Annotated in this window: 22 protein-coding genes; 8 read left to right on the top strand and 14 right to left on the bottom strand. The window is 73.6% G+C overall.

The annotated features are described in order from the left end of the window. Positions 1–27: 27 nt before the first annotated feature. Positions 28–603 carry a PadR family transcriptional regulator gene (locus tag KBY47_RS03850; protein ID WP_210919446.1) on the bottom strand — a complete coding sequence of 192 codons (576 nt, stop codon included), beginning with the start codon at positions 601–603 and terminating at the stop codon, positions 28–30. A 25-nt stretch (positions 604–628) separates the two neighbouring features. After that, positions 629–1,363 carry a type 1 glutamine amidotransferase gene (locus tag KBY47_RS03845; RefSeq protein WP_210919445.1) on the bottom strand — a complete coding sequence of 245 codons (735 nt, stop codon included), beginning with the start codon at positions 1,361–1,363 and terminating at the stop codon, positions 629–631. A gap of 283 nt (positions 1,364–1,646) precedes the next feature. Between KBY47_RS03845 and KBY47_RS03840 the strand changes: the two genes are divergently transcribed. Both KBY47_RS03840 and KBY47_RS03835 read left to right on the top strand, forming a co-directional pair. Further along, positions 1,647–2,951, top strand: a complete 1,305-nt coding sequence (locus KBY47_RS03840; RefSeq protein ID WP_210919444.1) for a M28 family metallopeptidase — start codon at positions 1,647–1,649, stop codon at positions 2,949–2,951. A gap of 124 nt (positions 2,952–3,075) precedes the next feature. Beyond that, the gene (locus KBY47_RS03835) at positions 3,076–3,417 is read left to right on the top strand and encodes a hypothetical protein (RefSeq protein ID WP_308405030.1); all 342 of its coding nucleotides are present in this window, start codon (positions 3,076–3,078) and stop codon (positions 3,415–3,417) included. A 4-nt stretch (positions 3,418–3,421) separates the two neighbouring features. On the opposite strand, the gene KBY47_RS03830 is transcribed toward KBY47_RS03835, so the two are convergent. Continuing rightward, positions 3,422–4,288 carry an SGNH/GDSL hydrolase family protein gene (locus KBY47_RS03830; protein WP_374103053.1) on the bottom strand — a complete coding sequence of 289 codons (867 nt, stop codon included), beginning with the start codon at positions 4,286–4,288 and terminating at the stop codon, positions 3,422–3,424. A 185-nt stretch (positions 4,289–4,473) separates the two neighbouring features. Between KBY47_RS03830 and KBY47_RS03825 the strand changes: the two genes are divergently transcribed. Together KBY47_RS03825 and KBY47_RS03820 are read left to right on the top strand one after the other, a co-directional pair. Then, on the top strand, positions 4,474–5,028 hold the full coding sequence (locus KBY47_RS03825; RefSeq protein WP_210919443.1) for a TetR/AcrR family transcriptional regulator: 555 nt from the start codon (positions 4,474–4,476) through the stop codon (positions 5,026–5,028). Positions 5,029–5,136: 108 nt separating this feature from the next. Then, a complete protein-coding gene (locus KBY47_RS03820) occupies positions 5,137–5,499 on the top strand; it encodes a transglycosylase family protein (protein ID WP_210919442.1) in 363 nt (120 codons plus the stop codon). A 110-nt stretch (positions 5,500–5,609) separates the two neighbouring features. On the opposite strand, the gene rpmG is transcribed toward KBY47_RS03820, so the two are convergent. Further along, on the bottom strand, positions 5,610–5,774 hold the full coding sequence (gene rpmG / locus KBY47_RS03815) for a 50S ribosomal protein L33 (protein WP_210919441.1): 165 nt from the start codon (positions 5,772–5,774) through the stop codon (positions 5,610–5,612). Between the two features lie 149 nt (positions 5,775–5,923). Between rpmG and KBY47_RS03810 the strand changes: the two genes are divergently transcribed. After that, positions 5,924–6,613, top strand: a complete 690-nt coding sequence (locus KBY47_RS03810) for an adenosylcobinamide amidohydrolase (protein WP_210919440.1) — start codon at positions 5,924–5,926, stop codon at positions 6,611–6,613. Positions 6,614–6,719: 106 nt separating this feature from the next. Here the strand turns inward: KBY47_RS03810 and KBY47_RS03805 are convergent, their stop codons facing one another. The 5 genes from KBY47_RS03805 to KBY47_RS03785 form a co-directional block, all read right to left on the bottom strand. Further along, positions 6,720–9,107, bottom strand: a complete 2,388-nt coding sequence (locus tag KBY47_RS03805; RefSeq protein ID WP_210919439.1) for an excinuclease ABC subunit UvrA — start codon at positions 9,105–9,107, stop codon at positions 6,720–6,722. 56 nt (positions 9,108–9,163) lie between these two features. Then, on the bottom strand, positions 9,164–9,574 hold the full coding sequence (locus KBY47_RS03800) for a VOC family protein (RefSeq protein WP_210919438.1): 411 nt from the start codon (positions 9,572–9,574) through the stop codon (positions 9,164–9,166). Between the two features lie 10 nt (positions 9,575–9,584). Next, the gene (locus KBY47_RS03795; protein WP_210919437.1) at positions 9,585–10,028 is read right to left on the bottom strand and encodes a helix-turn-helix transcriptional regulator; all 444 of its coding nucleotides are present in this window, start codon (positions 10,026–10,028) and stop codon (positions 9,585–9,587) included. Positions 10,029–10,058: 30 nt separating this feature from the next. Continuing rightward, positions 10,059–11,189, bottom strand: a complete 1,131-nt coding sequence (locus KBY47_RS03790) for a sulfite oxidase (RefSeq protein ID WP_210919436.1) — start codon at positions 11,187–11,189, stop codon at positions 10,059–10,061. A gap of 78 nt (positions 11,190–11,267) precedes the next feature. After that, on the bottom strand, positions 11,268–13,463 hold the full coding sequence (locus KBY47_RS03785; RefSeq protein ID WP_210919435.1) for an MMPL family transporter: 2,196 nt from the start codon (positions 13,461–13,463) through the stop codon (positions 11,268–11,270). 270 nt (positions 13,464–13,733) lie between these two features. On the opposite strand from KBY47_RS03785, the gene KBY47_RS37140 reads away from it, so the two are divergent. Together KBY47_RS37140 and KBY47_RS03775 are read left to right on the top strand one after the other, a co-directional pair. Next, positions 13,734–14,942, top strand: a complete 1,209-nt coding sequence (locus KBY47_RS37140) for a sensor histidine kinase (protein ID WP_210919434.1) — start codon at positions 13,734–13,736, stop codon at positions 14,940–14,942. Beyond that, entirely contained in the window at positions 14,939–15,616 is a 678-nt protein-coding gene (locus KBY47_RS03775; protein ID WP_210919433.1) for a response regulator transcription factor, read from the top strand. Before KBY47_RS37140 ends, KBY47_RS03775 begins: the two co-directional genes overlap by 4 nt. 28 nt (positions 15,617–15,644) lie before the next feature. Here the strand turns inward: KBY47_RS03775 and KBY47_RS03770 are convergent, their stop codons facing one another. The 5 genes from KBY47_RS03770 to KBY47_RS03750 form a co-directional block, all read right to left on the bottom strand. Beyond that, positions 15,645–16,442 carry a VOC family protein gene (locus KBY47_RS03770; protein ID WP_210919432.1) on the bottom strand — a complete coding sequence of 266 codons (798 nt, stop codon included), beginning with the start codon at positions 16,440–16,442 and terminating at the stop codon, positions 15,645–15,647. An 88-nt stretch (positions 16,443–16,530) separates the two neighbouring features. Beyond that, on the bottom strand, positions 16,531–18,153 hold the full coding sequence (locus KBY47_RS36940) for an ABC transporter ATP-binding protein (protein WP_210919431.1): 1,623 nt from the start codon (positions 18,151–18,153) through the stop codon (positions 16,531–16,533). Further along, positions 18,150–18,968: an ABC transporter permease gene (locus tag KBY47_RS03760; RefSeq protein WP_210919430.1), complete on the bottom strand. Its 819-nt coding sequence runs from the start codon at positions 18,966–18,968 to the stop codon at positions 18,150–18,152. Before KBY47_RS03760 ends, KBY47_RS36940 begins: the two co-directional genes overlap by 4 nt. Beyond that, positions 18,965–19,924, bottom strand: a complete 960-nt coding sequence (locus tag KBY47_RS03755) for an ABC transporter permease (RefSeq protein ID WP_210919429.1) — start codon at positions 19,922–19,924, stop codon at positions 18,965–18,967. The genes KBY47_RS03760 and KBY47_RS03755 overlap by 4 nt, the downstream gene beginning before the upstream one ends. Next, entirely contained in the window at positions 19,921–21,495 is a 1,575-nt protein-coding gene (locus KBY47_RS03750) for an ABC transporter substrate-binding protein (protein WP_210919428.1), read from the bottom strand. Before KBY47_RS03750 ends, KBY47_RS03755 begins: the two co-directional genes overlap by 4 nt. Before the next feature lie 731 nt (positions 21,496–22,226). On the opposite strand from KBY47_RS03750, the gene KBY47_RS03745 reads away from it, so the two are divergent. Further along, positions 22,227–25,073 carry an AAA family ATPase gene (locus KBY47_RS03745; RefSeq protein WP_308405027.1) on the top strand — a complete coding sequence of 949 codons (2,847 nt, stop codon included), beginning with the start codon at positions 22,227–22,229 and terminating at the stop codon, positions 25,071–25,073. Positions 25,074–25,149 lie beyond the last annotated feature (76 nt).

Below are 25,149 nucleotides of genomic sequence, written 5' to 3'. Positions count from 1 at the left end.
TGCCGCCGCCCGTCGGCTGCCGTCCCGTCAGCCCTCGCCGACCGTCGCCGCGGCGCGCTGTTCGAGCCGCCGCAGGGCCAGCTCGCCCCACCGCTGGTTCTCCCGCGCGAACGCGATACCGCCCAGCAGCGTGAGGTACGGGCCGACGCGCTCGGCGGTGGCGAAGAACTCGTCCTCGCCGCGCCCCGCCAATAGCCGCGCCCGCATCCGCTCGAAACGGGCCAGCTTGGCGGTCGCCCACTCCACCCGCTCGGCGATCGCGGCCCGCACCGCGTCGATGTCACCGACGTCGACGCACTGCACCTTGACCATCAGCTCGTCACGCAGCGCCGTCGGCTTCGCCGGCACCTCGGCGACGTAGGCGCGCACGGCGGCCCGTCCGGCGTCGGTCAGCGAGAACAGGCGCTTGTTGGGCCGCCGCTCCTGCTGTACGACACGGGCGGAGACGAGGCCCTCGCCCGCCATGCGCTCCAGCTCCCGGTAGATCTGCTGCGGAGTGGCCATCCAGAAGTTGGCGACCGAGGCCTCGAATCCCTTCGCGAGGTCGTACCCGGACGCCTCACCCTCCAGAAGCGCGGCCATCACCGCGTTGCGCAGAGCCATGGATCACAACGTAACACCGAGTTGACTAGTCAACGCGTCCACCATGGACCGCCCGCCGTGCGCGCACCGCGGTGGCGAAGTTGGCCACCAGTCGGCGTGCCGCCCGGCGCGCTTCGGGTTCCGCCGCCGTGGCCGCCGTCCGCAGCGCCGCCACGTCCAGCCCCGTGTCCGCCAGCGCCGCCTCGTCCCAGTCGGCGAGCCGCTCGGCGCCGACCTCCGGGTGGAACTGCACACCCCAGGCGTGCTCGCCCATCCGGAACGCCTGCACCGGGCAGTTAGCGCTCTGGGCCAGATGCACGGCGCCGGGCGGCAGCGCGGTGATCTGGTCGCGGTGGTTCTGGATCACGGGGAACACGTCCGGGAGCCCGGCCAGCAGCGGGTCGTGCGCGGCCTCCGGTCGCCGTACGACGGTGCAGGACCCGCGTTCCGGCCGACCGTGGGCGCCCTTCACCTCGCCACCGGTCGCCAGCGCCAGCACCTGCGCGCCCAGACAGATGCCGAGCAACGGCACCCCGTCCGCCACGCACCCGCGGGCGAGGTCGCGCTGCGCGGGCAGCCAGGGCGCGTACGTGTCGGCGTCGGGCAGGAAGGCGCCGCCGAGCAGCACCACGGCGGCGTACCCGGCCGGGGTGGCGGGCGCCGACCGTCCCGGCAGCTCCGTCACCTCGAGACCCTCCTCGCGCAGCCACTCCACCAGCCGCCCCGGTCCGCTGCGGGGCGCGTTGACCACCAGCAGCACCTTCATCGTCGTATCAGCCATGCGTCCAACATCATCAGAGCCCGCCGTCCTGGGCAACGGTGCGCGTCACCCCGGTTCGTGTCCGCTCAGCGGACGGCCGTGACCGGATACAGCTCTTGACCACCCGTCCACATCTGGCTGAACATCAGGCGCGCACTTCGCACCTCCGACGCACGACAGTCGGCGTACCGCACTCGCACCGCTCTGGCACCACCGTTCCAGGCACCCCTCGGACCCGACGAGTCCGAGACCCCACCGACGAGAAAGTGCGGCCCCCCACATGAGCTTTGGGACCACCAGAAGAATGCCCCGGACCACCTCCAGACGCGCCGCCGCCGTGGCCGCGCTGGTCCTCGCGGGCCTGCTCGCCGCCCCGGCGGCCACCTCCTCCGCCGCCCCGACGGCGCTCGCGGCCCCGGACATCCCGCTGGCCAACGTCAAGGCGCACCTCACCCAGTTCCAGTCGATCGCCACCGCCAACGGCGGCAACCGTGCCCACGGCCGCACCGGCTACCGGGCCTCCCTCGACTATGTGAAGGCCAGGCTGGACGCGGCCGGATTCACCACGACCGTCCAGCAGTTCACCTCCTCCGGCAGCACCGGCTACAACCTGATCGCCGACTGGCCCGGCGGCGACCCCGACCAGGTGCTGATGGCCGGTGCGCACCTGGACTCCGTCACCTCGGGCGCGGGCATCAACGACAACGGCTCCGGTTCCGCCGCCGTCCTGGAGACCGCCCTCGCCGTCTCCCGCGCCCAGCTCCAGCCCACCAAGCACCTGCGGTTCGCCTGGTGGGGCGCCGAGGAACTGGGGCTGGTCGGGTCCCGGTACTACGTCAACAACCTGCCGGCCGCCGAACGCGCCAGGATCTCCGGGTACATCAACCTGGACATGGTCGGCTCCCCGAACCCCGGCTACTTCGTCTACGACGACGACCCGGCGATCGAGAAGGTCTTCAAGGACTGGTACACGGGCATCGGTGTGCCGACCGAGATAGAGACCGAGGGCGACGGCCGCTCCGACCACGCCTCCTTCAAGAACGCCGGCATACCCGTCGGCGGTCTGTTCACCGGTGCCGGCCGCACCAAGACGGCGGCCCAGGCGAGCAAGTGGGGCGGCACCGCGGGAGTGGCCTTCGACCGCTGCTACCACTCGTCCTGCGACACCACGGCGAACATCAACGACACCGCCCTGGACCGCAACAGCGACGCCCTCGCGCATGCCGTCTGGACCCTGGGAACGGCCGCGCCGCCGCCCCCGGGCGACGTCTACGAGACCACCACCGACGTGGCCATCCCCGACAACGGGGCCGCCGTCACCTCGGCGCTGACGGTATCCGGGCGCACCGGCAACGCCCCCGCGGCGCTGCGGGTCGGCGTGGACATCAAGCACACCTGGCGCGGTGACCTGGTCATCGACCTGCTCGCCCCGGACGGCAGCGCCTACCGGCTGAAGAACTCCAGCGGCTCGGACTCCGCGGACAACGTCATCACCACCTACACCGTCGACGCCTCCAGTGAGGCGGCGAACGGCACCTGGCGGCTGCGGGTGCAGGACGTAGCCGCGCAGGACACCGGCTACATCGACAGCTGGAAGCTGACCTTCTGACGGAGCGTCGGCGCGGCGGGGAGCGGACTGTTGTCAGTGGCATGGGGAAGACTTCGATCAAGCGTGACCGACCCGGCCGGACCGGGCGGGCCGCCCCGAAGTCCCGCTCGAAGAAAGGCCGCTGGTGAACTCCCGCTCCTCCGCCCCGGTCGGCCGGGCCGCCGCCGACGTCCTGCGCATCGTCTCCGACCCCGGTACACCGGTCTTCGCCACCGTCCAGCACGAGGGCGGGCGCCGCAGATACGGCTACTGGCGGCCCCTCGGCTCCGCACCCGGGCAGGGCGCCTGTTACGTCGCCCTGCCCACGGCCGTGTGCGACGAGTTGCACGCCGCGCGGCGGATCGTCCTCGGCGAACCCCTCGTCGACCCGGCCAGGACCACCTACCGGGTCCGGGCCGCCCGCGCGGTCACCCCGGCCGCGGCGCCGCGGCGGACGGCGGCCCGGGTGACGCCCCTGGCGGCGTGAGCGGTCAGCCGAGCCCGAGGGTGTCCATCGTGTGGCGTGCCATGCGTGACTCGCCGAGGGCGTTGGGGTGGACGGGCACCAGGCTGGTGCCGAAGAGGAGCGGCTCGATCCACCGGGTGCCGCCGGGCTTGCAGGCGTCATGGCCCTCGGAGACCTCGGAGAAGTCCACGAAGGTGGCGCCGGTCTCCCGGGCGGCGCGCTCGACGGCCGCGTTGAGGTGGGCCTGGATGTCCCGCAGATAGGGCACGTCGCCGGAGGCGACCGGCAGTTTGGCGAAGCAGGACGGATCGGCGGTGGGTGGCATGATCCACGGGTAGCCGAGCGCGGCCACCCGTGCCCCCGGCGCCTTGTCCCTGACGTTCCGCAGGGCGGCCTTGAGCGCCGGATAGGTGTTCGTCTCGATCTGGTCGACGAAGCCGCTGCCGTACCGGTCCTTGCAGGGGCTGCCCTTGCCGCCGCTGAGCAGGCCCGCGGTGCCGCAGGCGGTCATGGCGTTGATGAAGGTGCCGTTGTCGTTGCCGCCGATGGTCAGCGTCACCAGCTCGGTGTCCGGGCCGAGCGCCGCGACCTGGGGCGGCACGCCCGGGTACTGGGACGCGGTGAAGTCCTTGGTCTGGGCGGCGCCGCAGGTGACGTCCGTCAGCCGGGCACCGGTCCGGGAGGCGATGACACGCGGGTAGTTGGCCAGCGACCGCAGGCACAGCGGGGAGCTGAGGTCGACGGGCAGCACCCCGCTCCCGGCGCTGTAACTGTCGCCGAGCGCCACGTAGTTCAGGGGGGTGGCGGCGTGCGCGGCGGGGGCGGTGAGGCCGAAGGTGACCGCACTGAGCGCGGTGGCTGACGCGAGCATGACATTGCGGAGGGTCTTCATCGGCTCGGACTCTCTTCTCGTCGGGGGCACGGCGGCTCGGCGCGGGTTACCGCGCGGTTTTACTCATAGGTAATGTGCGGTCGGGCCGACGGGGCGTCAACATTGTTGACGCGACTTGTTGACGCGACTTCTCACGGCATGGGCCGGGGGCGGGGCCCTGATGGCCCTGCCCCTATCCTTTGTGCATGCCGCGAACCGGATCCGGTGCCACCACCCGCGAGGCCATCCACGCAGCCGCCGCCCGGCTGTTCCGGGAACGGGGTTTCGCCCGCACCACGGTCCGTCAGATCGCGGCGGCAGCGGCGACCGACCCGGCTCTCGTCATCCGGCACTTCCGCAGCAAGGAACTGCTGTTCCTGGAGACGATGCACCTCACCATCGACGACGAGCCGTTGCTCGACGTACCGCTGGAGCGCCTGGGGGAGACCCTCGCGGAACTCCTCGTGGACCTGGGCGGAGCCGCCCGCGGCATCTTCCTGGCCCTGGTCCGCGGCAGCAACGAGGCCCGGATCGAGGAGCGGCTGCGGGCCACCCACGAGACCCTGTTCGTGGCGCCGCTGCGGGCCCGGCTGACCGGCCCCGACGCCGACCTGCGGGCCCGGCTCGCGGGCGCCCTCGCCGGTGGGCTGCTGTACGCGCTCTGGGTGGCCAGAGACGAGGGCCTGCGCCGCACCGACCGGGGGGAACTCGTCTCCCGGTACGGCTCACTTCTCCAGGGTGTGCTGACGCCGGGTAAGTAGGCATGCCCCGGCTGGAGGAGGCGGCTTGCGCCGTCGGGGGGACATCTGTCCGTTTGTCGTCCTGTCATCGTCCGTCGGTGCCCGAGGCCGTGTCACAGTCCCGGTGTGATGATCGTGTCGAATGATGAACGCGCAGTGTGTCCCGGTGTCCGTGCCCGCCGCGGTCCACGGACCGTGCTGGCGGCGCTGGCCGTCGCGGTGACGCTCACCACGACCGGCGCTGCCGCGGCGCCGTCCGCCGGCCACGGCCCCGACTGGGACGCCATCGCCGCCTGTGAGTCCGGCGGCAACTGGAAGGCCAACACCGGCAACGGCTACTACGGCGGGCTCCAGTTCAAGACGTCCAGCTGGGCCGCCGCGGGGGGCCTCAGGTACGCCCCGCGCGCCGATCTGGCCACCCGCAAGCAGCAGATCGCGGTGGCGAGGAAGCTGGCCAGGATCCAGGGCATGGGAGCGTGGGGCTGCGGCTGAGCCGGGGCCGCGCGCACCGAAAGGCCCACGGGCCGGAGGCGCGGTCGGCTTCCGGCCCGTGGGCCCGTGTACGGTGCGGCGGTCAGCGGTCAGCGGTCAGCGGTCAGCGGTCAGCGCGTCTCGCGGAACGGGACGTGCGTCCCGGCGACGGGGTCGTACTTGCGCAGGACCAGCCGGTCGGGGTCGTTCAGCCGGTTCTTGCGGGTCACGTAGGTGACACCGGTCCCGGCCGTCGACCGGAGCGTGACGACCGGCCGTACGGTACTGCGGGCCATGGGTTCCTCCTTCCACCGGCTGCGCGGGCCGTCCGGTTCTGTGACCCGTGCATGCCAGCCATGTCTCCCCCAACGCACACCCCCGTCACCGCATTCCCGCCACCGCGTACGATCACCGGGTCCCCGCCCCCGCCAAGGAGTCCGGTCCGTTGCCCGCGCTCGTCCCTCCGCCCCGGTCCTCCGCCTCCGGGCCGCTCTCCGTCCAGTGCCTGACCCGCGTCGAGGGCGGTGAGGAACTGCCCGCCCTGCTGTGGTCCACGAAACCCGGCCGGCGGATGATCAGCAACGCGGTGCTGGGCGGCGGCATCGGCGAGCGCGCCTGGGTGCTGAACGCCCAGGTCGCCCACGGCTACCGGCGCACCGACCCCGACCGGCATCTCGCCGAGCTGGCTGACGGCCTCGGCCTGCCCCCGGTGGGCGTCGGCCTGATGACGGCCGCCGATGTGACGGCCTACGCCCACGCACACGACGGCGAGGTCGAGGCCGTGGTGACCGCGGGCGTGAGCGTGCGCGGCTGGGCGGCCACCGCGGCGGAGGGCACGGCGGCCCCCACCGCACCCGGCACGATCAACATCCTCGTCGCCGTCCCCGTGCCGCTGACCGACGCCGCCCTGGTCAACGCGGTGGCGACCGCCACCGAGGCCAAGGTGCAGGCGCTGCTGGACGCGGGGCTCGACTGCTCGGGAACCCCCACGGACGCGGTGTGCGTGGCCGCGCCCGTCGCCCGGCCGGGCACCCCGGTGCACGCCTTCGCCGGGCCCCGCTCCCTGTGGGGCGCCCGCCTGGCGCGCGCCGTGCACCGTGCCGTGCGCACCGCCGCGCGGACGGGGGGCGCCTGATCGGCGCACGGGCGCCCGCCGGGACCCGGCTCACCGCGGCCGGGGCGCACCCGGCCCCGGCCCCGGCGTGACGCTCCTGCCGGAGCCGGAGCCGGAGCCGGAGCCGTCAGGCGCCCACGTACGCCGCCAGGTGCTCACCGGTGAGCGTGGAGCGGGCGGCGACCAGGTCGGCGGGGGTGCCTTCGAAGACGATCCGGCCGCCGTCGTGACCGGCGCCGGGGCCGAGGTCGATGATCCAGTCGGCGTGCGCCATGACCGCCTGGTGGTGCTCCACCACGATGACGGACTTGCCCGAGTCGACCAGCCGGTCCAGCAGGCCGAGCAGTTGCTCGACGTCGGCCAGGTGCAGACCCGCGGTCGGCTCGTCGAGGACGTACACACCGCCCTTGTCCGCCATGTGCGTGGCCAGCTTCAGCCGCTGCCGCTCACCGCCGGAGAGCGTGGTCAGCGGCTGGCCGAGGGTGAGGTAGCCGAGTCCCACGTCCGACAGCCGCTGGAGGATGCGGTGCGCCGCGGGCGTCCGGGCCTCGCCCGAGCCGAAGAACTCCTCCGCCTCGGTCACCGGCATCGCCAGCACCTCGCTGATGTCCCGCCCCCCGAAGCGGTGCTCGAGCACCGACGCCTCGAACCGCTTGCCGTCGCACTCCTCGCAGGTCGTGGACGTCCCGGCCATCATCCCCAGGTCCGTGTAGACGACACCGGCGCCGTTGCAGGTCGGGCAGGCGCCCTCGGAGTTGGCGCTGAACAGCGCGGGCTTGACCCCGTTGGCCTTGGCGAACGCCTTGCGGATCGGGTCGAGCAGTCCGGTGTACGTCGCCGGGTTGCTGCGTCGTGAGCCGCGGATCGGCGTCTGGTCGACCGAGATCACGCCCTCGCTCGCCGGGATCGAGCCGTGGATCAGCGAACTCTTCCCGGACCCGGCGACACCGGTGACGACGGTCAGCACCCCGAGCGGTATGTCGACGTCGACATCGCGCAGGTTGTTCGCCGTCGCGCCCCGGATCTCCAGCGTGCCGGTGGGCTCGCGCACCGAGTCCTTCAGCCTGGCCCGGTCGTCGAGATGGCGGCCGGTGACGGTGTCACTGCGGCGCAGCCCCTCGACGGTGCCCTCGAAGCAGACCGTGCCGCCCGCCGTACCGGCGCCGGGGCCGAGGTCGACGACATGGTCGGCGATCTCGATGGCCTCCGGCTTGTGCTCCACCACGAGCACGGTGTTCCCCTTGTCCCGCAGGCGCAGCAGCAGGTCGTTCATCCGCTGGATGTCGTGCGGGTGCAGACCGATGGTGGGCTCGTCGAAGACGTAGGTGACATCGGTGAGGGAGGACCCGAGGTGGCGGATCATCTTGACGCGCTGCGCCTCACCGCCGGACAGCGTGCCCGACGGCCGCTCCAGCGACAGATAGCCGAGGCCGATCTCCACGAACGAGTCCAGGGTGTGCCGGAGCGCGGCCAGCAGCGGCGCCACCGACGGCTCGTCCAGGGCGCGCACCCACTCGGCGAGATCGCGGATCTCCATGGCGCAGGCGTCGGCGATGTTGACCTTGCCGATCCGGGAGGAGCGGGCCAGCTCGCTGAGCCGGGTGCCGTCGCAGTCGGGGCACCGGGCGAAGGTCACCGCCCGGTCCACGAACGCCCGGATGTGCGGCTGCATCGACTCGCGGTCCTTGGACAGGAACGTCTTCTGGAGCTTGGGGATCAGCCCCTCGTAGGTGAGGTTGATCCCGTTGATCTTGACCTTGGTCGGCTCCCGGTGGAGGAAGTCGTGCCGCTCCTTCTTGGTGTACTCGCGGATCGGCTTGTCCGGGTCGAAGAAGCCGGACTCCTTGATGACCCGCACCACCCAGCCGTCGCCGGTGTAGGTCGGGATGGTGAACGGGTCCTCGGCGAGGGACTTGGAGTCGTCGAAGAGCTGGGCGAGGTCGATGTCGGAGACCGTGCCCCGGCCCTCGCAGTGCGTGCACATCCCGCCGGTGCGGCTGAACGTCACCTTCTCGGTCTTCGTCTTCTCGGCGCCCCGGTCGACCGTGAACCCGCCGCTCGCCGACACCGAGGCGACATTGAAGGAGTACGCGCCGGGCGGGCCGATGTGCGGCTCGCCGAGCCTGCTGAAGAGGATGCGCAGCATCGCGTTGGCGTCGGTGGCGGTGCCGACGGTGGAGCGCGGGTCGGACCCCATCCGCTGCTGGTCGACGGCGATCGCGGTGGTCAGCCCGTCGAGGACGTCGACCTCGGGCCGGGCGAGCGTGGGCATGAAGCCCTGGAGGAAGGCGCTGTAGGTCTCGTTGATCAGCCGCTGCGACTCGGCGGCGATCGTGTCGAACACCAGCGAACTCTTGCCCGAGCCGGAGACACCGGTGAACACCGTCAGGCGGCGCTTCGGGATCTCTACGCTGACGTCCTTGAGGTTGTTCACCCGCGCGCCGTGCACCCGGATCAGTTCGTGGCTGTCGGCGATGTGCGGCTCCGCCGACTGCTGGGCCGTCCTCGTGGTCATGCTCTCCGTGTCTCCATCTGCTGGGGCGGGATCGGTCGTGGCGGCTTCGGCCGGGGTCAGCGCAGCTCCTGGATGCGGACCATGTTGCCCGCCGGGTCGCGGAAGGCGCAGTCGCGCACCCCGTAGGGCTGCTCGGCCGGTTCCTGGATGACCTCGGCGCCGCTCGCCTCCACCCGCTCGAAGGTGCCGTCGAGGTCGGTGGTGGCCAGCACGATGCCGCCGTAGGTGCCCTTCGCCATCATCTCGGCGATGGTGCGGCGCTCGTCGTCGGTGACGCCGGGGTCCGCGGCCGGGGGCGTCAGCACGATGGACGTGCCGGGCTGGTCCACCGGACCGACCGTGATCCAGCGCATCCCGCCGTAGCCGACGTCGTTGCGGACCTCGAAGCCGAGGGTGTCGCGGTAGAAGCCCAGCGCGGCGTCGGGGTCGTCGTGCGGCAGGAAGCTCGAGTGAATCGTGATGCTCATGGCGGTCACGCTAGTGCGGGCGGGCCAGCGCTGCTTCTCGATTTCTGACCGGTCTGGTGACCTGCTTGGCGACGCAGGACGGCAGCCCCGCCGTGGCGCTCGCGGCGAGGCGGCGGTAGGTGCTCGGGGGCATCCCGACCAGCTCGGTGAAGCGGGTGCTGAAGGTGCCCAGCGAGGAGCAGCCGACCGTGAAGCACACCTCGGTGACGCTGAGGTCGCCCCGGCGCAGCAACGCCATCGCGCGCTCGATGCGCCGTGTCATGAGGTACGAGTACGGCGACTCGCCGTAGGCGAGACGGAACTGGCGGCTGAGATGCCCGGCCGACATGTTCACGCCCCGGGCGAGGGCCGTGACGTCCAGCGGCCGGGCGTGCTCACGGTCGATCCGGTCGCGGACCCGGCGCAGCAGGGCGAGGTCGCGCAACTGCTGGTCCCTGGCGGTTTGGCTGCTCACCCGACCGATCGTGCCACAGGGCACTGACAGTCAGCCGTGAACCGGCTGCTCCACACAGAGGACCGGCACCCGCTGGACGAGGTTGTTGGCGAAACCGCCCCGGTTCCACGGCTGCTCCAGCGGCTGGGCGTGCCCGCCCGCGTCGTGGGCCCGGGCGCTGAGCACGTGCTCGCCGGGGACCGCGGGCCAGTTCCAGGACCACCGGCGCCAGGCCCACCGATGCCCCAGACCGGGTTCGAGGTCCGCCTGGTGCCAGGTCGTCCCGCCGTCGGTGCTGACCTCCACGGCCGTCACGGGAGCGCCTCCCGACCAGGCCCGCCCCTGGAGCGGCACCCGTCCCGGGGCGACCACGCGCGTCCGGGACATGAAGTCGGGAAAGCCGGGCGGGACCAGCAGCGCCCGGGGAGCGATCCGGGTGACGGGCACGCCCTCCTCCCACGGCTCCCGCCTGATCCGGTAGGCGACGGACTGCTGGAACCCGGTGAACCGCGTGTCCGTGACCGTGATCCCGCGCAGCCACTTCACCTGCGCCATCCCGTACCAGCCCGGCACCACCAGCCGCAGCGGACTGCCGTGCTGCGGCGGCAGCGGGGCGCCGTTCATGGTGTGGGCGACCAGCACCTCCGGGTCCTGCCCCGTGGCGACGTCGACCGGCAGGGCCCGCTGGTAGTCCTGCTCGACACCGCGCTCCACCCCGTGGTCCGCCCCGGTGCAGACGACGTCGACCGCCTCGGGGTCCACCCCGGCCTCGGCGAGGAGCAGCCGCAGCGGCACCCCGGTCCACTCCGCCGTACCGACCGCCTCGACCAGCCAGGGCTGGCTCACCGGGCGCGGCGTCAGCAGGGCCCGCCCGTTGCCCGCGCACTCCATGGTCACGCGCGTGGTGACCGCGGGTCGCCCGCGCAGCTCCGCAGGTGACAGGCTGAGCGCCCGCCGCACCCTGCCGTCCACCGTCAGCCGCCAGTCGGTGTCGTCCGGCACGTACGGGATGTCGTAGTGCGTGAGGACGTAGTGGAGGCCCGGCGGGGTGATGTCGTGGCGCATCGCCTCCAGCGGCAGCCCGTGGTTGCGCGTGGCGAGCGCCAGCTCGTCCCGCCCCACCCCCTCGTCGTCGGCGGCCAGCCGGGCGGGGGCGCTCACGTCGGCGAGTCGACGCCTCATCCCCTCATTATTCTCCGCGCCCACCGGCCCCGCACGGACGGACCGGTGGGCGCTGTACCGGGGCGGGGTCCGTGGACGTCACGTCCGGCGCTGGGCCAGGTCCTCCGCGCGGGGAGCCACGGGGGCCTCGGCCGGGGTGGGCCGGTCCAGGTGGATCTTGGGGAGCCGTCGTTGGAGGGGGCGTGGCAGCCACCAGGCGGCGCGGCCCAGCAGGGCCATCGACGCCGGTACGAGGACCATGCGGACGATCGTCGCATCGAGCACGACGGCCGTGGCCAGGCCCAGGCCCATCATCTTCACCAGCGGGGAGGGGTTGGCGACGAAGCTGAGGAAGACCACCGTCATGATCAGCGCGGCGGAGGTGATCACCCGGCCGGTGACCGCCATGCCGCGGGCCACCGACTCGACGGGGTCCCCGGTGGCCTCGTACTCCTCACGGACGCGGGAGAGCAGGAACACCTCGTAGTCCATGGAGAGTCCGAAGAGGACCGCGAAGAAGATCGTCGGCATGGGGGAGGCGATCGGCAGGGTCTCGTCGAGCCCGAACAGGCCGCCCAGCCAGCCCCATTGGAAGACGGCCACCACGACCCCGTAGGCGCCGCCGATGGACAGCAGGTTCACCACGGCCGCCTTCAGCGGCACCGCGACGGACCGGAACACCAGCATCAGCAGCAGGCAGGACACCACGATGATCGCCGCGATGAACACCGGCAGGGTGTCGGAGAGCTGCCGTGTCAGGTCGTCCGTCATGGCGGTCAGGCCCGACACGGCGACGTTGTCGGGGACCATGTCGCGGATCCGGGCGAGGGTGTCCGACGTCGCGGCGTCCGCCGGGGCGGTGGTGGGCAGCGTCGGGAGGACCACCGTGTCGCCCGCGGCGGAGACGCGCGCCTCGCCGACCGACGCCACACCGGGGTCGGCGGCGACGAGCCGGGACAGCGCGGGGACGCCCTCGGCGTCCACCCCGGGGGAGCGCAGATCGGCGACGATCAGCAGCGGGGCGTTGAAGCCGGGGCCGAAGCCCTCGGCGAGCAGTTCGTAGGCGCGGCGGTGGGTGCTGCCCGGGGCGTCGTCGCCCGCGTCGGGGAATCCCGTCTCCATGCGCAGCGACGGCAGCGCCAGCACCAGCAGCGCGGCGGACGCCGCCAGCAGATACGGCCACGGGCGGCCGGAGACCCGGTGCGCGAACCGCCACCACCCGCTGCCCTGCGGCTCCTTCACCCGGCGGGCCCGGGAGCGGCGCCGGCGCGGACCGGCGCCCCGGCGCCGGTGGACGCGGTCGCCCAGCAGGGACAGCAGCGCGGGCAGCAGCGTCAGCGCCGCCGCCACCGCGAACAGCACGATCAGTGACGTGCTCAGCCCGATCGACGTCAGGAAGCCCAGGCCGGTCAGCGCCAGCGCGGTCATCGCCACCACCACCGTGCCCCCGGCGAACAGCACCGCCGCGCCCGACGACGCCATGGCGTTCGACAGCGCGGTGCGGTGGTCCTGGCCCGCGGTCCGGTTCTCGCGGTAGCGGGCCACCACGAACAGCGCGTAGTCGATGCCGACGCCGAGCCCGATCATCGCGCCGATCGTCGGCGCGGCGCTGGAGACGTTCATGGTGTTCGACAGCAGCGTGATGCCGCCCAGACCGGCGGCCACGGCGACCAGCGCGAGCGCGATCGGCACCAGCGCGGCCACGACCGTGCCGAACGCGACCACCAGGATGACCAGGGCCGTCAGCAGCCCCGCCGCCTCCGCGCCCGACGTCGGTGTCTCCCCGTTGATGAACACGGCGTCGCCGCCGAGTTCGGCCACGACCCCGTCACCGCGCACGGGGGCGATCGCGCCCTCCAGCGCGTCGATGTGCTCGGGGTCCACCTCCATCGACGGGACGTCGAAGGCCACCTGGGCGTAGCCGATCCGGCCGTCGGAGGAGACCGTGACCTCGCCCCCCTCACCGAACGGGCCGGTGACCGCGGCGACGTGCGCCACCTCGGCGATCCGGGCGACCGCCGCCTCGATCGCGGGCCGGTGACGGTCTATCCGCTCACCCTCAGGGGCGGCGAACACCGCCATCGCGCTGCCGCCCGACGCCTCGGGGAAGCGCTCCTCCAGCAACTCCATCGCCTCCTCGCTCTGGCTGCCCGGGGCGACGAGGTCGTCCACGAACGAGGCACCGGCCAGACCGGCCAACGGCAGGACGAGGACGAGGGCGGCCACCCAGGCGGCGATCGTCACCCAGGGACGGCGGGCGCTCGCGTCGCCGATACGGCGAGTGAGTCGGTTCATGGCGTTGACTCCTGTGGGAAGGCGGAAGGGCCCCGGCGCGTCGGGCGGCTCCATCGTGGGCGCCGGACACCGGCGCCGTCGCCCGCCGCCCGGGGGGTTCGGCGCTCCCGCCCCAGGCGGGCGGAACCCGGCGACGCCTCCGTCCGGCGGCGGAGGTCCGCCTCCGCCCGCGGGCGGGTGACCGTCCCGCCGGGCCGGACTTACGATGGCGAGCCCGGTGCGCCCCGGCGGCCCACGCCGGGGCACCGGACGCCTCTGGTGGGAGCGACGATGAACCGCACGGTGCCGCACGCCGAGACACCGGACCGCGGCGTGCCGGGCAGGCGCCGCGGCCCTTTCACCCGCTGGCCGACGGGCGCGGACGCCGTCCTCGCCACCGTGATGTTCCTGCTGGTGGCGTTCCTGGAGGAGGGCCCCGGGGACACGATGGTGCTGCGGTCGCGGAGCGACCTGCTCCACCCCGCCCTGCTGCTCTTCGTCGCGGGCGCCGCCGCCCTGTTCTGGCGGCGGCGCAGGCCGGTCGTGGCGCTGGGGGTGACGATCGCCGCCTGGCTCCCGACGCTGGGCAGCAGTTACTCCACCATGGGCGGCCTGGTGATCATCACGCTGTACAGCGTCGGACGGTACGCCGACGACGCCCGGTGGGGTCCGCCGGGCATCGCCGCCGCCGCTGCCGCACTCGTCGGCGAGGGCGTCTTCCACGCCACGCCCTGGGGGGACGTCGGCTTCGGCGTCGTCGTCATGGCCGTGGCCTGGTACCTCGGGCGCCGACTGCGGCTGCGGGCCGAGCGCGCCGACCGGCTGCGCCGCGAACAGGCCGCCGAGGCACGGCGGATCGTGACCGAGGAGCGCACCCACATCGCCCGGGAGCTGCACGACGTGGTCGCCCACCGGGTGAGCATGATGACCGTGCAGGCCGGTGCCGCCCGGATGGTGGCGGCCGAGGACCCGCGCGGCGCCCTGGAGGCGATGGCGGCGGTGGAGGAGGCGGGCCGTCAGGCGCTGGACGAACTGCGCCACCTGCTGGGAGTGTTGCGGCCGGACGCCGAGCGCGACGGGCTGGGACCCCAGCCGGGGCTGGCCGATCTGCCGCGCCTGGTGGCCCAGGTGCGGGAGGCGGGTCTGGAGGTCACGGTGACGGGTGCGGTACGGGAGCCCCTTCCGGCCCGCGTGGACCTCTCGGCGTACCGCATCGTCCAGGAGGCGCTGACCAACGTGCTCAAGCACAGTGGACCGGGCACCCGCACCGAGGTGCGGCTGAGCGGTGAGGGCGACGCCTTCACCATCGAGGTGCTCGACGACGGAGGCGGCGACGCCGAGCGGGCGGTGGCCGACGCGCACGAGGGGCTGCCGGGCCACGGCATCGTGGGCATGCGGGAGCGGGCCCTGCTGCTCGGTGGCACGCTCGAGGCGCGGCCCCGGCCGGGCGGCGGCTTCCGGCTGGCCGCCCGGCTGCCCGCCAAGGGGGAGTCCGCGTGAGCATCCGCGTCGTCGTCGCCGACGACCAGGCGCTGGTACGCCGGGGGTTCGCGATGATCCTCCGGGTCCACCAGGACATCGAGGTGGTCGCCGAGGCGGGCACCGGCGTCGAGGCGGTCGAGGCCGCGCACCGGCACCGCCCGGACGTGATCCTCATGGACATCCGGATGCCGGAGATGGACGGTCTGGAGGCGACGTCCCGGATCCTGACGGAGGCCGACTGGGACGCGAGGGTGCTGATCCTGACCACCTTCGACCCGGACGAGTACGTCTACAAGGCGCTGCGCTCGGGGGCCAGCGCCTTCGTCCTCAAGGACATCCCTCCGGAGCAACTGGCCGCCGCCGTCCGCACGGTGGCCGAGGGCGGCACGCTGCTGGCGCCCTCGATCACCCGCCGTTTCATCGACCGCTTCGCACAGGGCCGGGTCGTCAACACCGCCGTCGCGGACCGGCTTCAGCGGCTCACCGGCCGGGAACGCGAGATCATGACGGCGGTCGCCCGGGGCGAGAGCAACGCCGAGATCGCCGAGCGGTTCGTCATCGGGGCCGCCACCGTGAAGTCACATGTGTCGAGCATCCTGACCAAGCTGGGGCTGCGGGACCGCATCCAGATCGTGATCTTCGCCTACGAGAGCGGTCTGGTCGAGGCGGGCGAGCACGACATCGGCCACTGACCGCGCACCCCGGCCGGTCCCCCGACGGTCAGCTCTCCACCGGGGTGAGCACCACGAAGTCCGCGTTCGCCGGGTCGAGACAGACGGCGAGCCGCCCCACGCCCTCCGCGTCGTCCGGGCCCATCTGCACACTGCCGCCGTTCTCGGTGACCTTGGCGACCGCGGCGTCGCAGTCCTCCACGGCGAAGACCGGGTGCCAGTACGGCCGTCCGTCCGCCAGGGCGAGGTTCTCCTTGGGCAGCTCCATCAGGCCGCCGTGCATCCGCTCCTCCGGCTGTCCCGCGGGGGTGATGAGGGCGTACGTGCCCCCGCCGCCCGGCAGTTGCATGTCGCCGAACTGCCAGCCGAAGACACCGCCGTAGAACTCCTTGGCGGCCGCCGCGTCGCTGGTGTACAGCTCCGTCCAGCACAGCGATCCCGGCTTGTCCACCAGCTCGACGCCCTTGGTGGTGCCCGGCTGCCAGACGGCGAACTGGCCGCCCAGGGGGTCGCTGTACTGCGCCATGCGGCCCCACTCGTCGAGGTCCATCGGCGCCACCCGCACGGTGCCGCCGCCGCGCTGGACGGCCTCGGTGGTGGCGTCCGCGTCGGTGACGCTGTGGTAGATCATCCAGGCCGGGCGGGCGCCCTCCTCGGTGAGCTTGCCGAGACCGGCGACGATTCTGCCGTCCTTGCGGAACATGCCGCCTTCCATGTCCTGGCCCTCGCCCATGGACTCGTAGTCCCACCCCAGCACGGCGCCGTAGAAGGCCGCGGCGGCGCGGACGTCGGGCGCGCCGAGGTCGAGCCAGCAGGGGGAACCGGGGACGAAGTCCGTGGTGATCATGACGATGATTCCCTTCCGCAGATCGTGTGTGCCCCCAGCGTGACACCGGCCACTGACAATCGCCCGTCGACCGGGCCCCCAGGGCGACCTAGCGGGCCCCGGCCGGCCCCCGGCGCGGTGCGACGGTCACGGGGGAGGGGAGGCCGGGCGGTGGGCCGGTGGCCTCCGTGATGCGGCCGTCGGCCACGGTGAGGACGCGGTCCGCGCGGGCGGCGACGTCGAGGCTGTGGGTGATGAGGACGACGGCGAGGCCCAGTTCCCGCCGGGCGTCGTCGAGCACCGTGAGGATCTCCGCCTCGGTGTCCGGGTCCAGGGCCGAGGTGCTCTCGTCGCAGACGACGACGCGCGGTCCGGCCGCCAGCGCCCGGGCCAGCGCGACCCGTTGCCGTTCGCCGCCGGACAGCTCACCGGGCAGCCGGTCCGCGTGCTCGGGGCGCAGCCGGACCGTGCGCAGCAGGTCGTCGACCTGGGCGGCGAGCCGTTCGCGGTCGGTGGTACCGCGCAGCAGCCGCAGGGGACGGACGAGGGCGGTGCGCACGGTCTGCCGGGGGTGCAGCGCCTCCGCCGGGTTCTGCGCGACCAGTTGCAGGGCCGCCCGCTGGGCGCGGTCACGGCGGCGCGCGTCCCACGGCACGGGTGTGCCGTCCAGCGACAGCGTCCCGGCGCGCGGCTGGTGCAGCCCGGCCAGACAGCGGCCGAGGGTGGTCTTGCCGGTGCCGGAGACCCCCAGGACGGCCACGCACTCGCCCGGGGTCACATCGAGGCCCACGTCGGACAGGACGGGGCGGGCGCCGGAGTAGCCGGTGGTGATGCCCCGCGCGCGGAGCACCGGTTCACCGGAGCGGACGACCCCGGCGTCCCCCGGCATCCCGGCGTCCCCCGGCATCCCGGCGTCCCCCGGCATCCCGGCGTCCCCCGGCATCCCGGCGTCCCCCGCCACCCCGGCGTCCCCCGGCACCCCGGTGGGCGCGGCGGCCGGTGTGACCGCTCGGAGCCGCCCCCCGTCCCGTACGGCGGACGGCCGGTCGCTCTCGACGCGTCCGGCCGCCATGGTGACCACCCGGTCCACCGACCGGGCCAGGGTGTCGACGTCATGGCTGATCCACAGCAGGGCCGTGCCGGAGTGGTGGATGCGCCGCAGTTCCCCGACGATGCCCTCCTTGGTGGCCGGGTCGAGGCCCGTGGTCGGCTCGTCGAGGATCAGCAGGGCGGGGGCGCGGCCGAGGGCCATGCCGAGGGCGACGCGCTGCTGCTGCCCGCCGGAGAGCTGGTGCGGGTAGCGGCGGGCGAAGTCCCGGTCGGTGGGCAGTCCCACGCGGGCCAGCAGTTCGGCGACCGCCCGGGGACGTTCCCGCCGCACGGGCTGCTCCGGCAGGGAGTCCAGCAGCGCCGCGCCGACGCGCCGGTACGGGTTGAGGGCGTGCCCCGGGTCCTGGGGGACGTACGCCACCGTCCGGCCGCGCAGCCAGGGCGGTGCCGGGAAGACCTCGTCGCCCCGGACGCGCACCGTGCCCGACGAGCGCAGCATCCCCTCGCGGAGGTGGCCGAGCACGGCCAGGGCCGTGGTCGTCTTGCCGCAGCCGGAGGCCCCGATGAGGCCCACCGCGGCCCCCTCGGGAACGGTCAGGCTGACCTCGTCCAGGACGACCCGCCCCGCGGCGGTGACGGTCAGCTCCTCGACGGCGACCAGGGGCCGCTGACCGGCGCTCATGCCTGGAGCGCCCGCGAGCGGCGGGCGATGTCGTCGGACAGGACGTTGGCGGCGACCGCCAGCAGGGCCACCAGCAGCACGGGCGCGGCGAGCGCCCACGGCTGGAGTTCAGCGCCGGGCAGGGCGTCGGCGATGAGGACGCCCCAGTCGGCGGTGCCGGTGCCGAGGCCCAGGAAGCCCGCGGCGGCGACGAGGTAGACGCTGAGGACGAAGCGGACCGCGGCGTCGGCCAGCAGCGGTCCCGCGACGAAGGGCAGCAGTTCGCGGACGACCAGCCAGGGCAGCCGTTCGCCCCGGGCGACCGCGGCCTCCACGTGGGCGCGCCGGGTGACCGGTCCCGCAGCCGCCCGCACCACACGCGCGGACAGCGGGAGACTGACCACGACGACGGCCGCGACGATGCTCCAGCGGCCGGGGGCCGCGGTGAGGAAGAGCAGGAGCAGCAGCAGCGGCGGGATGGCGAGCAGCGCGTCCAGGGGACGCATCACGAGGCTGTCCACCCAGGGGCGGCGCACCGCGGCGAGCGCGGCGGTCAGACCCACGGCCGCGCCCAGGACGGCACCCGCGACGGTGGTGACCGCGGCGGTCAGCAGCACGCCGCGCCCTCCGTGCAGCACCCGGGAGAGCACGTCGCGGCCCAACTGGTCGGTGCCGAGGAGCCCTTGGCCGGGCGCCGCGTAGGGCCGCCCGACGATCTCGGTGGGGGAGTGCGGCGCCAGCCAGGGCCCGACGAGGGCCAGCAGGGTGACGGCCGCCAGCACGGCGCAGGCGGCGAGCGCGCCCCACGACGGCCGGGGCGTGGTGCGGGAGGTCATGGCGCGGTCCTCTTCCAGGGCGTCGTGAGGGTGACGGCGATGTCCGCTGCGGCCAGCGCCAGGAGCGTCGCGCCGCCCAGCAGTACGGCGAGCGCCTGGGCGACGGGGATGTCGCCGGACTGCACCGAGCCGACGAGGAGTTCACCGATGCCCGGATAGCCGTAGACGCGCTCCACCAGGACGGCGCCGCCCACCAGGCCGATGCCGAGGACGCACCAGATCTGCGCGGCGACCGGGAGCACGGCGGGCAGCACGGCCCGGCGCAGCACGGCGCGCCGGGGCGTGCCGTTGAGCCCGGCGGTCTCGACGTGCGGGGCGCGCAGGGCGGCGGCCGTCGCCGCCCGGATGACCCGGACGGCATGGGCGAGCGACAGGGACAGCAGACTCAGCAACGGCAGGGTGAGCAGCCGCCAATCGAGCGGCAGTCCGTCGGACGCCGGGGCCACCGACACCGCCGGGAACCAGCCGAGCCACACCGACAGCACCAGGACGAGGACGCCCGCGACCACGTACTCGGGCAGCGCCACCAGGATGACCGCCGCGGTCGACACCGTGCGGTCGGGCAGCCGCCCGCGCCGCACCCCCGCCCAGACGCCGAGCAGCAGCGACAGCGGTACGACGGCGGCGAGCGTGAGCCCGGCCAGGAGCACCGAGTTGCCGAGCCGGTCGGCGATCAGCGAGCGGACCGGCACCCCGCTGAGCATCGAGGAGCCGAGGTCGCCCCGCAGCAGACCGCCGGCCCACTCGGTGTACCGCTGCCAGAGCGGCTCGTCGAGGCCGAGCCGGTCCCGGGCGGCCTCGAGCTGCTCGGGGGTGGCCCGGTCACCGAGGCGGCTGGTCGCCGGGTCGCCGGGCAGCAGGTCGACGCCGACGAAGACGACCAGGCTGAGCAGGGCGAGCAGTACGGCGCAGACGCCGAGCCGCCGGGCGGTGAACCGCAGCAGGCCGCCCCTCACGCCAGCCAGGCCTTGCCCAGGTACGGGTACTTGGCGGTGCCGCGGCCGGTGACGCCCCGCACCCGGTCACGCGCGAGGCTGAGGGTGTCGGCGAAGCCCCACACCACCCAGTTGCCCCGGTCGTGCATGGCGGTCTGCACCCGGCGCCAGGCCTGCTGCCGTTCGTCCGCCCCGCGCACCGCGATCGCGTCGGCCAGGGAGCGCTTGAACTGCGGGTCGTCGAAGGCGAGCGAGGGCCGCAGCGCGGTGCGGGTGTAGATGGCCTGCAACGGGAAGCCGTAGATGGCGAAGGTGACGGCGTCCACCGACTCCATCGCCTTGACGTCGAAGAACTCGGCGGCGCTGACCGTCTGCGCCTTCACCTTCAGCCCGATGTCCTTCATCTGCTCGGCGAACAGCTCGGCCGAGGCGTTGCAGCCGGTCTCGATCTCCGCCGACCGCACGGTGATCTGCACGCCCTCCGCGCCCGCGGCGCGCAGCAGGCTCCGGGCCTGGTCCACGTCACGGGCCAGGGGCTCCAGGTCGTCGGCGTAGTACTGCGCACCCGCGCCGTACAGGTCGTTGCCGACCTCGCCGTAGCCGAGGAGGACGGTGTCGACGAGGGACTGGCGGTCGACGGCGAGGCGGACGGCCTTGCGCACCCGGGGGTCGTCGAAGGGCGGGCGGCCGGTGGAGAGCATGAACCCGAAGCCGGTGCGTTCGTTGCGGGTGCCCTTGTGGACGACGGTGGGCCCGGCGCCGCGCCCCTTGGCGGCCTCCGTGTACGGCAGCGCGGCGGCGAAGTCGGCCTGGCCCGAGCGGACCGCGTTCACCCGCGCCTGCGGGTCGTTGAGGCTGAGCACCACCAGCTCGTCGAGGTAGGGGGCGCCGTCCCAGTGGTCGTCGAAGCGGCGCAGCGTGCTGGAGCGGCCGGGAGCGAAGTCGGTGACCTTGAGCGGTCCGGTGCCCATGACCTTGCCGGGCTCGAAGGCCTTGGTGCCGTCCTTGAGGACGAAGATCTGGTTGGCCGCGAGCAGGCCCGCCGGGTCGCCGATCGGGCGGCTCAGCGGCACCACGAGCGTGTGGTCGTCCTCGGCCTCGATCCCGGCGGGGTCGATGTAGCCGGACAGCTCGCTCGGGTAGGTGCGGTCGGGCGAGGTGACGTAGCGCAGGGTGAAGGCGACGTCCTTGGCCCCGAACGGGGAACCGTCGTGCCACACGACGCCCTTGCGGAGCTTGAGGGTGAACGAGGTGCCGCCCGGCGCGGTGGTCGCGGACAGGGCGAGGCCGGGCTGGACCTGGTCGTGTGCCGACCAGAACAGGACGTCGTAGATGACGCGGTTGCGGGCGAAGTCGGCGGGGCTGGCGGCGGAGAACGGGTCGAGGGACTCGGCCGGGCCGCCCCCGGCGAGGGCGGCGGTGAGCGTGCCGCCGCGCCGGGGTCTGGCGGGGGCGTCGTCGCGGGGCGTGGCCGCCTCGCCGGTGTCGTCGTCGCTGCATCCGCCCAGCAGCGGGAGCGAGAGGGCCGCTCCACCGGCCGCCGCCATGCCCATGGCGCGGCGCCTGCTGAGGGGGTTCGGGTGGACGGACATGGGTGGGACCTCCGGGGCCGCAGCGGTTGGGGCACGTCGGAGTCTGGTCACCGCCGGGCGCGGCCACCCCAGGGGTCGCCCCCAGCGCGTCCTCGGGGGCTGTGCCGGGAGCCTCGCCCCGGGTCGCGGCGAGGCGTCCCGGTCGGCCTCTTCCCGTAAAAGGCGATCTCCCGGATCCAGCCGTTCCGTAGATCCGTCTCATTTTCGATAAAGCAAAGCTCGAGCATTACTCAAGACGGGCGGGGGGTACGGCGCTGACGCCGTTCCCCCGCGTCATGGGTGCAGGGTCCCGCCGGAAACGGCGCCTGTCCACCGGGGATGCCCCCGGCACGGGCACCGGTGGCGTGGACCGGGGGCGATGCCGGGGGCATACCCCTGTCGTCACCCGGGTCAGGGGACGATACTGGCGGCACCGGGACCACGAGGAAGGGCGGACCACGGTGGTCAGGACCGTACCTGTCAAGTGCTGCTGATCGGCCAGGGCCGCTGACGAATCCTTGCCTGGCGTCGGCGCACCGGGGTTCAATGTTGAACGGCCGATGATATTGCGATGTCTTTGACGAATCCATCACTGACGAATCCATCACCAATGAAAACAAAAGCAGGAGGGGCTTTTTTTATGCGTCGGTAGTCCTTGAATGTTACTGATCCAATTTCTCGTGTCCATTTGTTGAAGATCTCTTTTCGTCATTCCACAGCGGCGTAGTCATGAGTCCAAGGGGGATGAGTTCGTGCGTCGAGAAAACCGACTACTGGAACGAGATCGCGAATTAGGGTTCGTGCAGTCGGCGCTGCAACAGGCCATGGGCGGCGACGGTGCCGTCCTGGCCTTCGAGGGCGCCGGCGGCCTCGGCAAGACCAGCCTGCTCCAGTCGCTCCGCGTCGCCGCGCAGACCCAGGGCTTCACGGTGCTGCACGCCCGCGGCAGCGAACTGGAACGCGACTTCCCCTGGACCGTCGTACGCCAGCTCTTCGAACGACTCCTGGCCGCCGACCCCACCGGAACCGGCGACGGCGCCGCGCTCACCGGCCCCGCCGCGCTGATCCGGACCCTCTTCGACTACGACCAGGACCACCACAGCGGCGGCCTCGCGGCGCTCGGCGACGACGAGCTGTACGCGACCGTGCACGGTCTGTACTGGCTGTGCTGCAACCTCTCCGCCCGGCAGCCCCTGCTGCTCGTCGTCGACGACGCCCAATGGGCCGACCGCTTCTCCCTGCACTTCATCAGCTACCTGATCAACCGGCTGGAGGGCGAGTCCGTCCTCGTCGCCCTCGCCCACTGCCCGGCCCCCTCCGCGCACGACGCCGCCCAGGACCTCATCATGTCCGCCCGGGCCTCGCCGCTGGCCACCGTCGCCCGGCTCGCCCCGCTCAGCGAGGGCGCGGCCCGCGAGGTCCTCACCACCCAGCTCGGCACCGCCCCGCACGACTCCGTCGTCCACCGCTGCATGGAGATCACCGAGGGCAACCCGCTGCACCTCACCGAACTGGCCAAGGAGATGGCGTTACGGGGCCTGCCGCCGACGGCGTCCGCCGTACCACGCCTACGGCTGCTCAGCCCCACCTCCATCGCCTGGGACATCCGGCGCAGCATCGGCCGACTGCCCGAACCGGCCGTCGCCCTCGCCCAGGCCACCGCCGTCCTCGACACCGACGCCGCGCCCCAGCACAGCGCCGACGTCGCGGGCCTCGACGAGAGCGGCGCCGACGAGGCCGCCAAGTACCTGCGCGACGCCGGGCTGCTGCGGTCCGGCACCCCGTACGCCTTCCACAGCTCCGTCGCCCGGCACGTCGTCTACGCCGACATGACCGCCCAACAGCGCCACCAGGCGCACCGTCGGGCCGCGGCCAGCCTGCACGCGGCCGACGCCGACCCCGCCGCGGTCGCCGAGCACGTCTGCCGCACCGGACCCGGGGTGCCCCCCTGGGCCGTGCGCGTCCTGCGCTCCGCCTCCAGCCAGGCCGTCCACACCGGCCAGCCCGTCACCGCCGTACGGTACCTGCGGCGCGCCCTCGCCGAGCCCACGCCCGACCCCGCCCGGGCGCACCTGCTCGCCCAGCTCGGCTCCGCCGAACTGCTGGCCCGCGACCGGGCGGCCGTCGGCCACCTCGCGGAGGCCATCCACCACTCCCGCGACCGCGAGGTCATCCGCGCCGTACGCCCGGAACTCGCCCTCGCCCTCGCCGCCGACGGCCGCTACCCGGAGGCGGTGGACGTCGCACGCCAGTCCTGCGGCACCGACGGGCCTCAGGACGCCGTCACCACCCGGGCCCGCCTCATCGAACGCGTGCTGACCCGGATGTCCAGGGGCGGCAGCCGCGCCACCCCCGCGTACGACCTGCCCCCCGGGGCCGTACGCGCCCACGCCGCCGTCGAGGCCTGGAGCCGCGGGCTGCCCGTCGGCCGGGTCGCCCGGTTCGCGGGCGCGGCCGTCGCCGACGGGGTACGCCTGCCCGACCAGGACGTCGAACTGCCGCCCGTGTCCCTCGCCGCCTGGATGCTCGCCCAGTGCGACGACCTGCCCGCCGCCGAACAGGTCCTCACCCGGGTCGCACGCCAGGCCTCCCGCCACGGGCGGCTGCTCACCGCGACCACGGCCGAGAGCATGCGCGCCCGGGTCCTGCTCGACACCGGACGGCTCGCCGAGGCCGAGACCGTGGCCCGGTCCGTGCTGCGGGACCACCACGCCACCGACCTCACCCCGGTCGGCGTCCCCGTCGCCGCCGCCGTCCTCGTGCACTGCCTCATCGAGACCGACCGGCCCGCCGAGGCCGAGGAACTCCTCAAGGCCACGGGCCTGGACGGGACGCTCCCCGACGCCGCGCCGTTCGTCCCGCTGCGCCTGGCCCGGGGGCGGCTCAGCATCCGCCTCGCCCGCGACGAGGACGGACTCCAGGAACTCCTCGCCTGCCGGGCCCTGGCCCTGGCCGAGGGCTGGCTCTACCCGTCCGCCACCACCGAGTACCTCACGGACGCCGCCCGCGCCCTCGCCGTGACCGGCAGTGTGCGCGCCGCCCGCGCCCTCGTCTTAGAGGAGGTCAACCGCTGCCGCGCCTTCGGTGCCGCCCGGCCCCTCGCGGTCGCCCTGCGGACGCTGGCCAGCGTCACCAGCGACAAGGGGCTGGCCCGCCTGGAGGACGCCGACCGGCTGCTGGAGGACGTACCGGACACGCTGGAACGCGCCCGCACCCTGGTCGAACTCGGCTCGGCACTGCGGCGGGCGGGCCACCGCACCCAGGCCCGGCAGCCGCTCACGGCGGGCCTCGAACTGGCCCACGGCATCGGCGCGGCCACGGTCGCCGCGGCCGCCCGCTCCGAACTCCGCCTCGCCGGTACCCGGCTGTCCCGGGTCGGCGACGGGCTCTGCACGGCCCTCACCCCCGCCGAGGAGCGTGTCGCGCAGAAGGCCGCCGAGGGGCTGAGCAACAAGGAGATCTCCCGCGAGCTGTACGTGTCCGTGAAGACCGTCGAATGGCACCTGGGCCAGGTCTACGCCAAGCTCGGCATCGCCAAGCGCTCGGAACTGCCCCGGGTCCTGGCCCTCGACGGGCCGCCGGTACGGCGCAGCTCCTGAGCCGGACGGACCCGACCCCCGGTCCGGCGCAGCCCGATCGCCCTCGCACACCCCGCGCCCCACCCTCCCCCCCCAC

The sequence above is a fragment of the Streptomyces sp. B93 genome (assembly GCF_018070565.1).
In the GTDB taxonomy this organism is placed as follows: Bacteria; Actinomycetota; Actinomycetes; order Streptomycetales; family Streptomycetaceae; genus Streptomyces.
This window is presented reverse-complemented; position numbering and strand designations above follow the sequence as displayed.

Bases quoted from the DNA above. Each gene is read 5' to 3' on its own strand.
- KBY47_RS03850 (WP_210919446.1), bottom strand. From the start codon at position 603: ATGGCTCTGCGCAACGCGGTGATGGCCGCGCTTCTGGAGGGTGAGGCG.
- KBY47_RS03845 (WP_210919445.1), bottom strand. From the start codon at position 1,363: ATGGCTGATACGACGATGAAGGTGCTGCTGGTGGTCAACGCGCCCCGC.
- KBY47_RS03840 (WP_210919444.1), top strand. From the start codon at position 1,647: ATGCCCCGGACCACCTCCAGACGCGCCGCCGCCGTGGCCGCGCTGGTC.
- KBY47_RS03830 (WP_374103053.1), bottom strand. From the start codon at position 4,288: ATGAAGACCCTCCGCAATGTCATGCTCGCGTCAGCCACCGCGCTCAGT.
- KBY47_RS03825 (WP_210919443.1), top strand. From the start codon at position 4,474: ATGCCGCGAACCGGATCCGGTGCCACCACCCGCGAGGCCATCCACGCA.
- KBY47_RS03820 (WP_210919442.1), top strand. From the start codon at position 5,137: ATGATCGTGTCGAATGATGAACGCGCAGTGTGTCCCGGTGTCCGTGCC.
- rpmG (WP_210919441.1), bottom strand. From the start codon at position 5,774: ATGGCCCGCAGTACCGTACGGCCGGTCGTCACGCTCCGGTCGACGGCC.
- KBY47_RS03805 (WP_210919439.1), bottom strand. From the start codon at position 9,107: ATGACCACGAGGACGGCCCAGCAGTCGGCGGAGCCGCACATCGCCGAC.
- KBY47_RS03800 (WP_210919438.1), bottom strand. From the start codon at position 9,574: ATGAGCATCACGATTCACTCGAGCTTCCTGCCGCACGACGACCCCGAC.
- KBY47_RS03790 (WP_210919436.1), bottom strand. From the start codon at position 11,189: ATGAGGCGTCGACTCGCCGACGTGAGCGCCCCCGCCCGGCTGGCCGCC.
- KBY47_RS03785 (WP_210919435.1), bottom strand. From the start codon at position 13,463: ATGAACCGACTCACTCGCCGTATCGGCGACGCGAGCGCCCGCCGTCCC.
- KBY47_RS37140 (WP_210919434.1), top strand. From the start codon at position 13,734: ATGAACCGCACGGTGCCGCACGCCGAGACACCGGACCGCGGCGTGCCG.
- KBY47_RS03770 (WP_210919432.1), bottom strand. From the start codon at position 16,442: ATGATCACCACGGACTTCGTCCCCGGTTCCCCCTGCTGGCTCGACCTC.
- KBY47_RS36940 (WP_210919431.1), bottom strand. From the start codon at position 18,153: ATGAGCGCCGGTCAGCGGCCCCTGGTCGCCGTCGAGGAGCTGACCGTC.
- KBY47_RS03760 (WP_210919430.1), bottom strand. From the start codon at position 18,968: ATGACCTCCCGCACCACGCCCCGGCCGTCGTGGGGCGCGCTCGCCGCC.
- KBY47_RS03750 (WP_210919428.1), bottom strand. From the start codon at position 21,495: ATGTCCGTCCACCCGAACCCCCTCAGCAGGCGCCGCGCCATGGGCATG.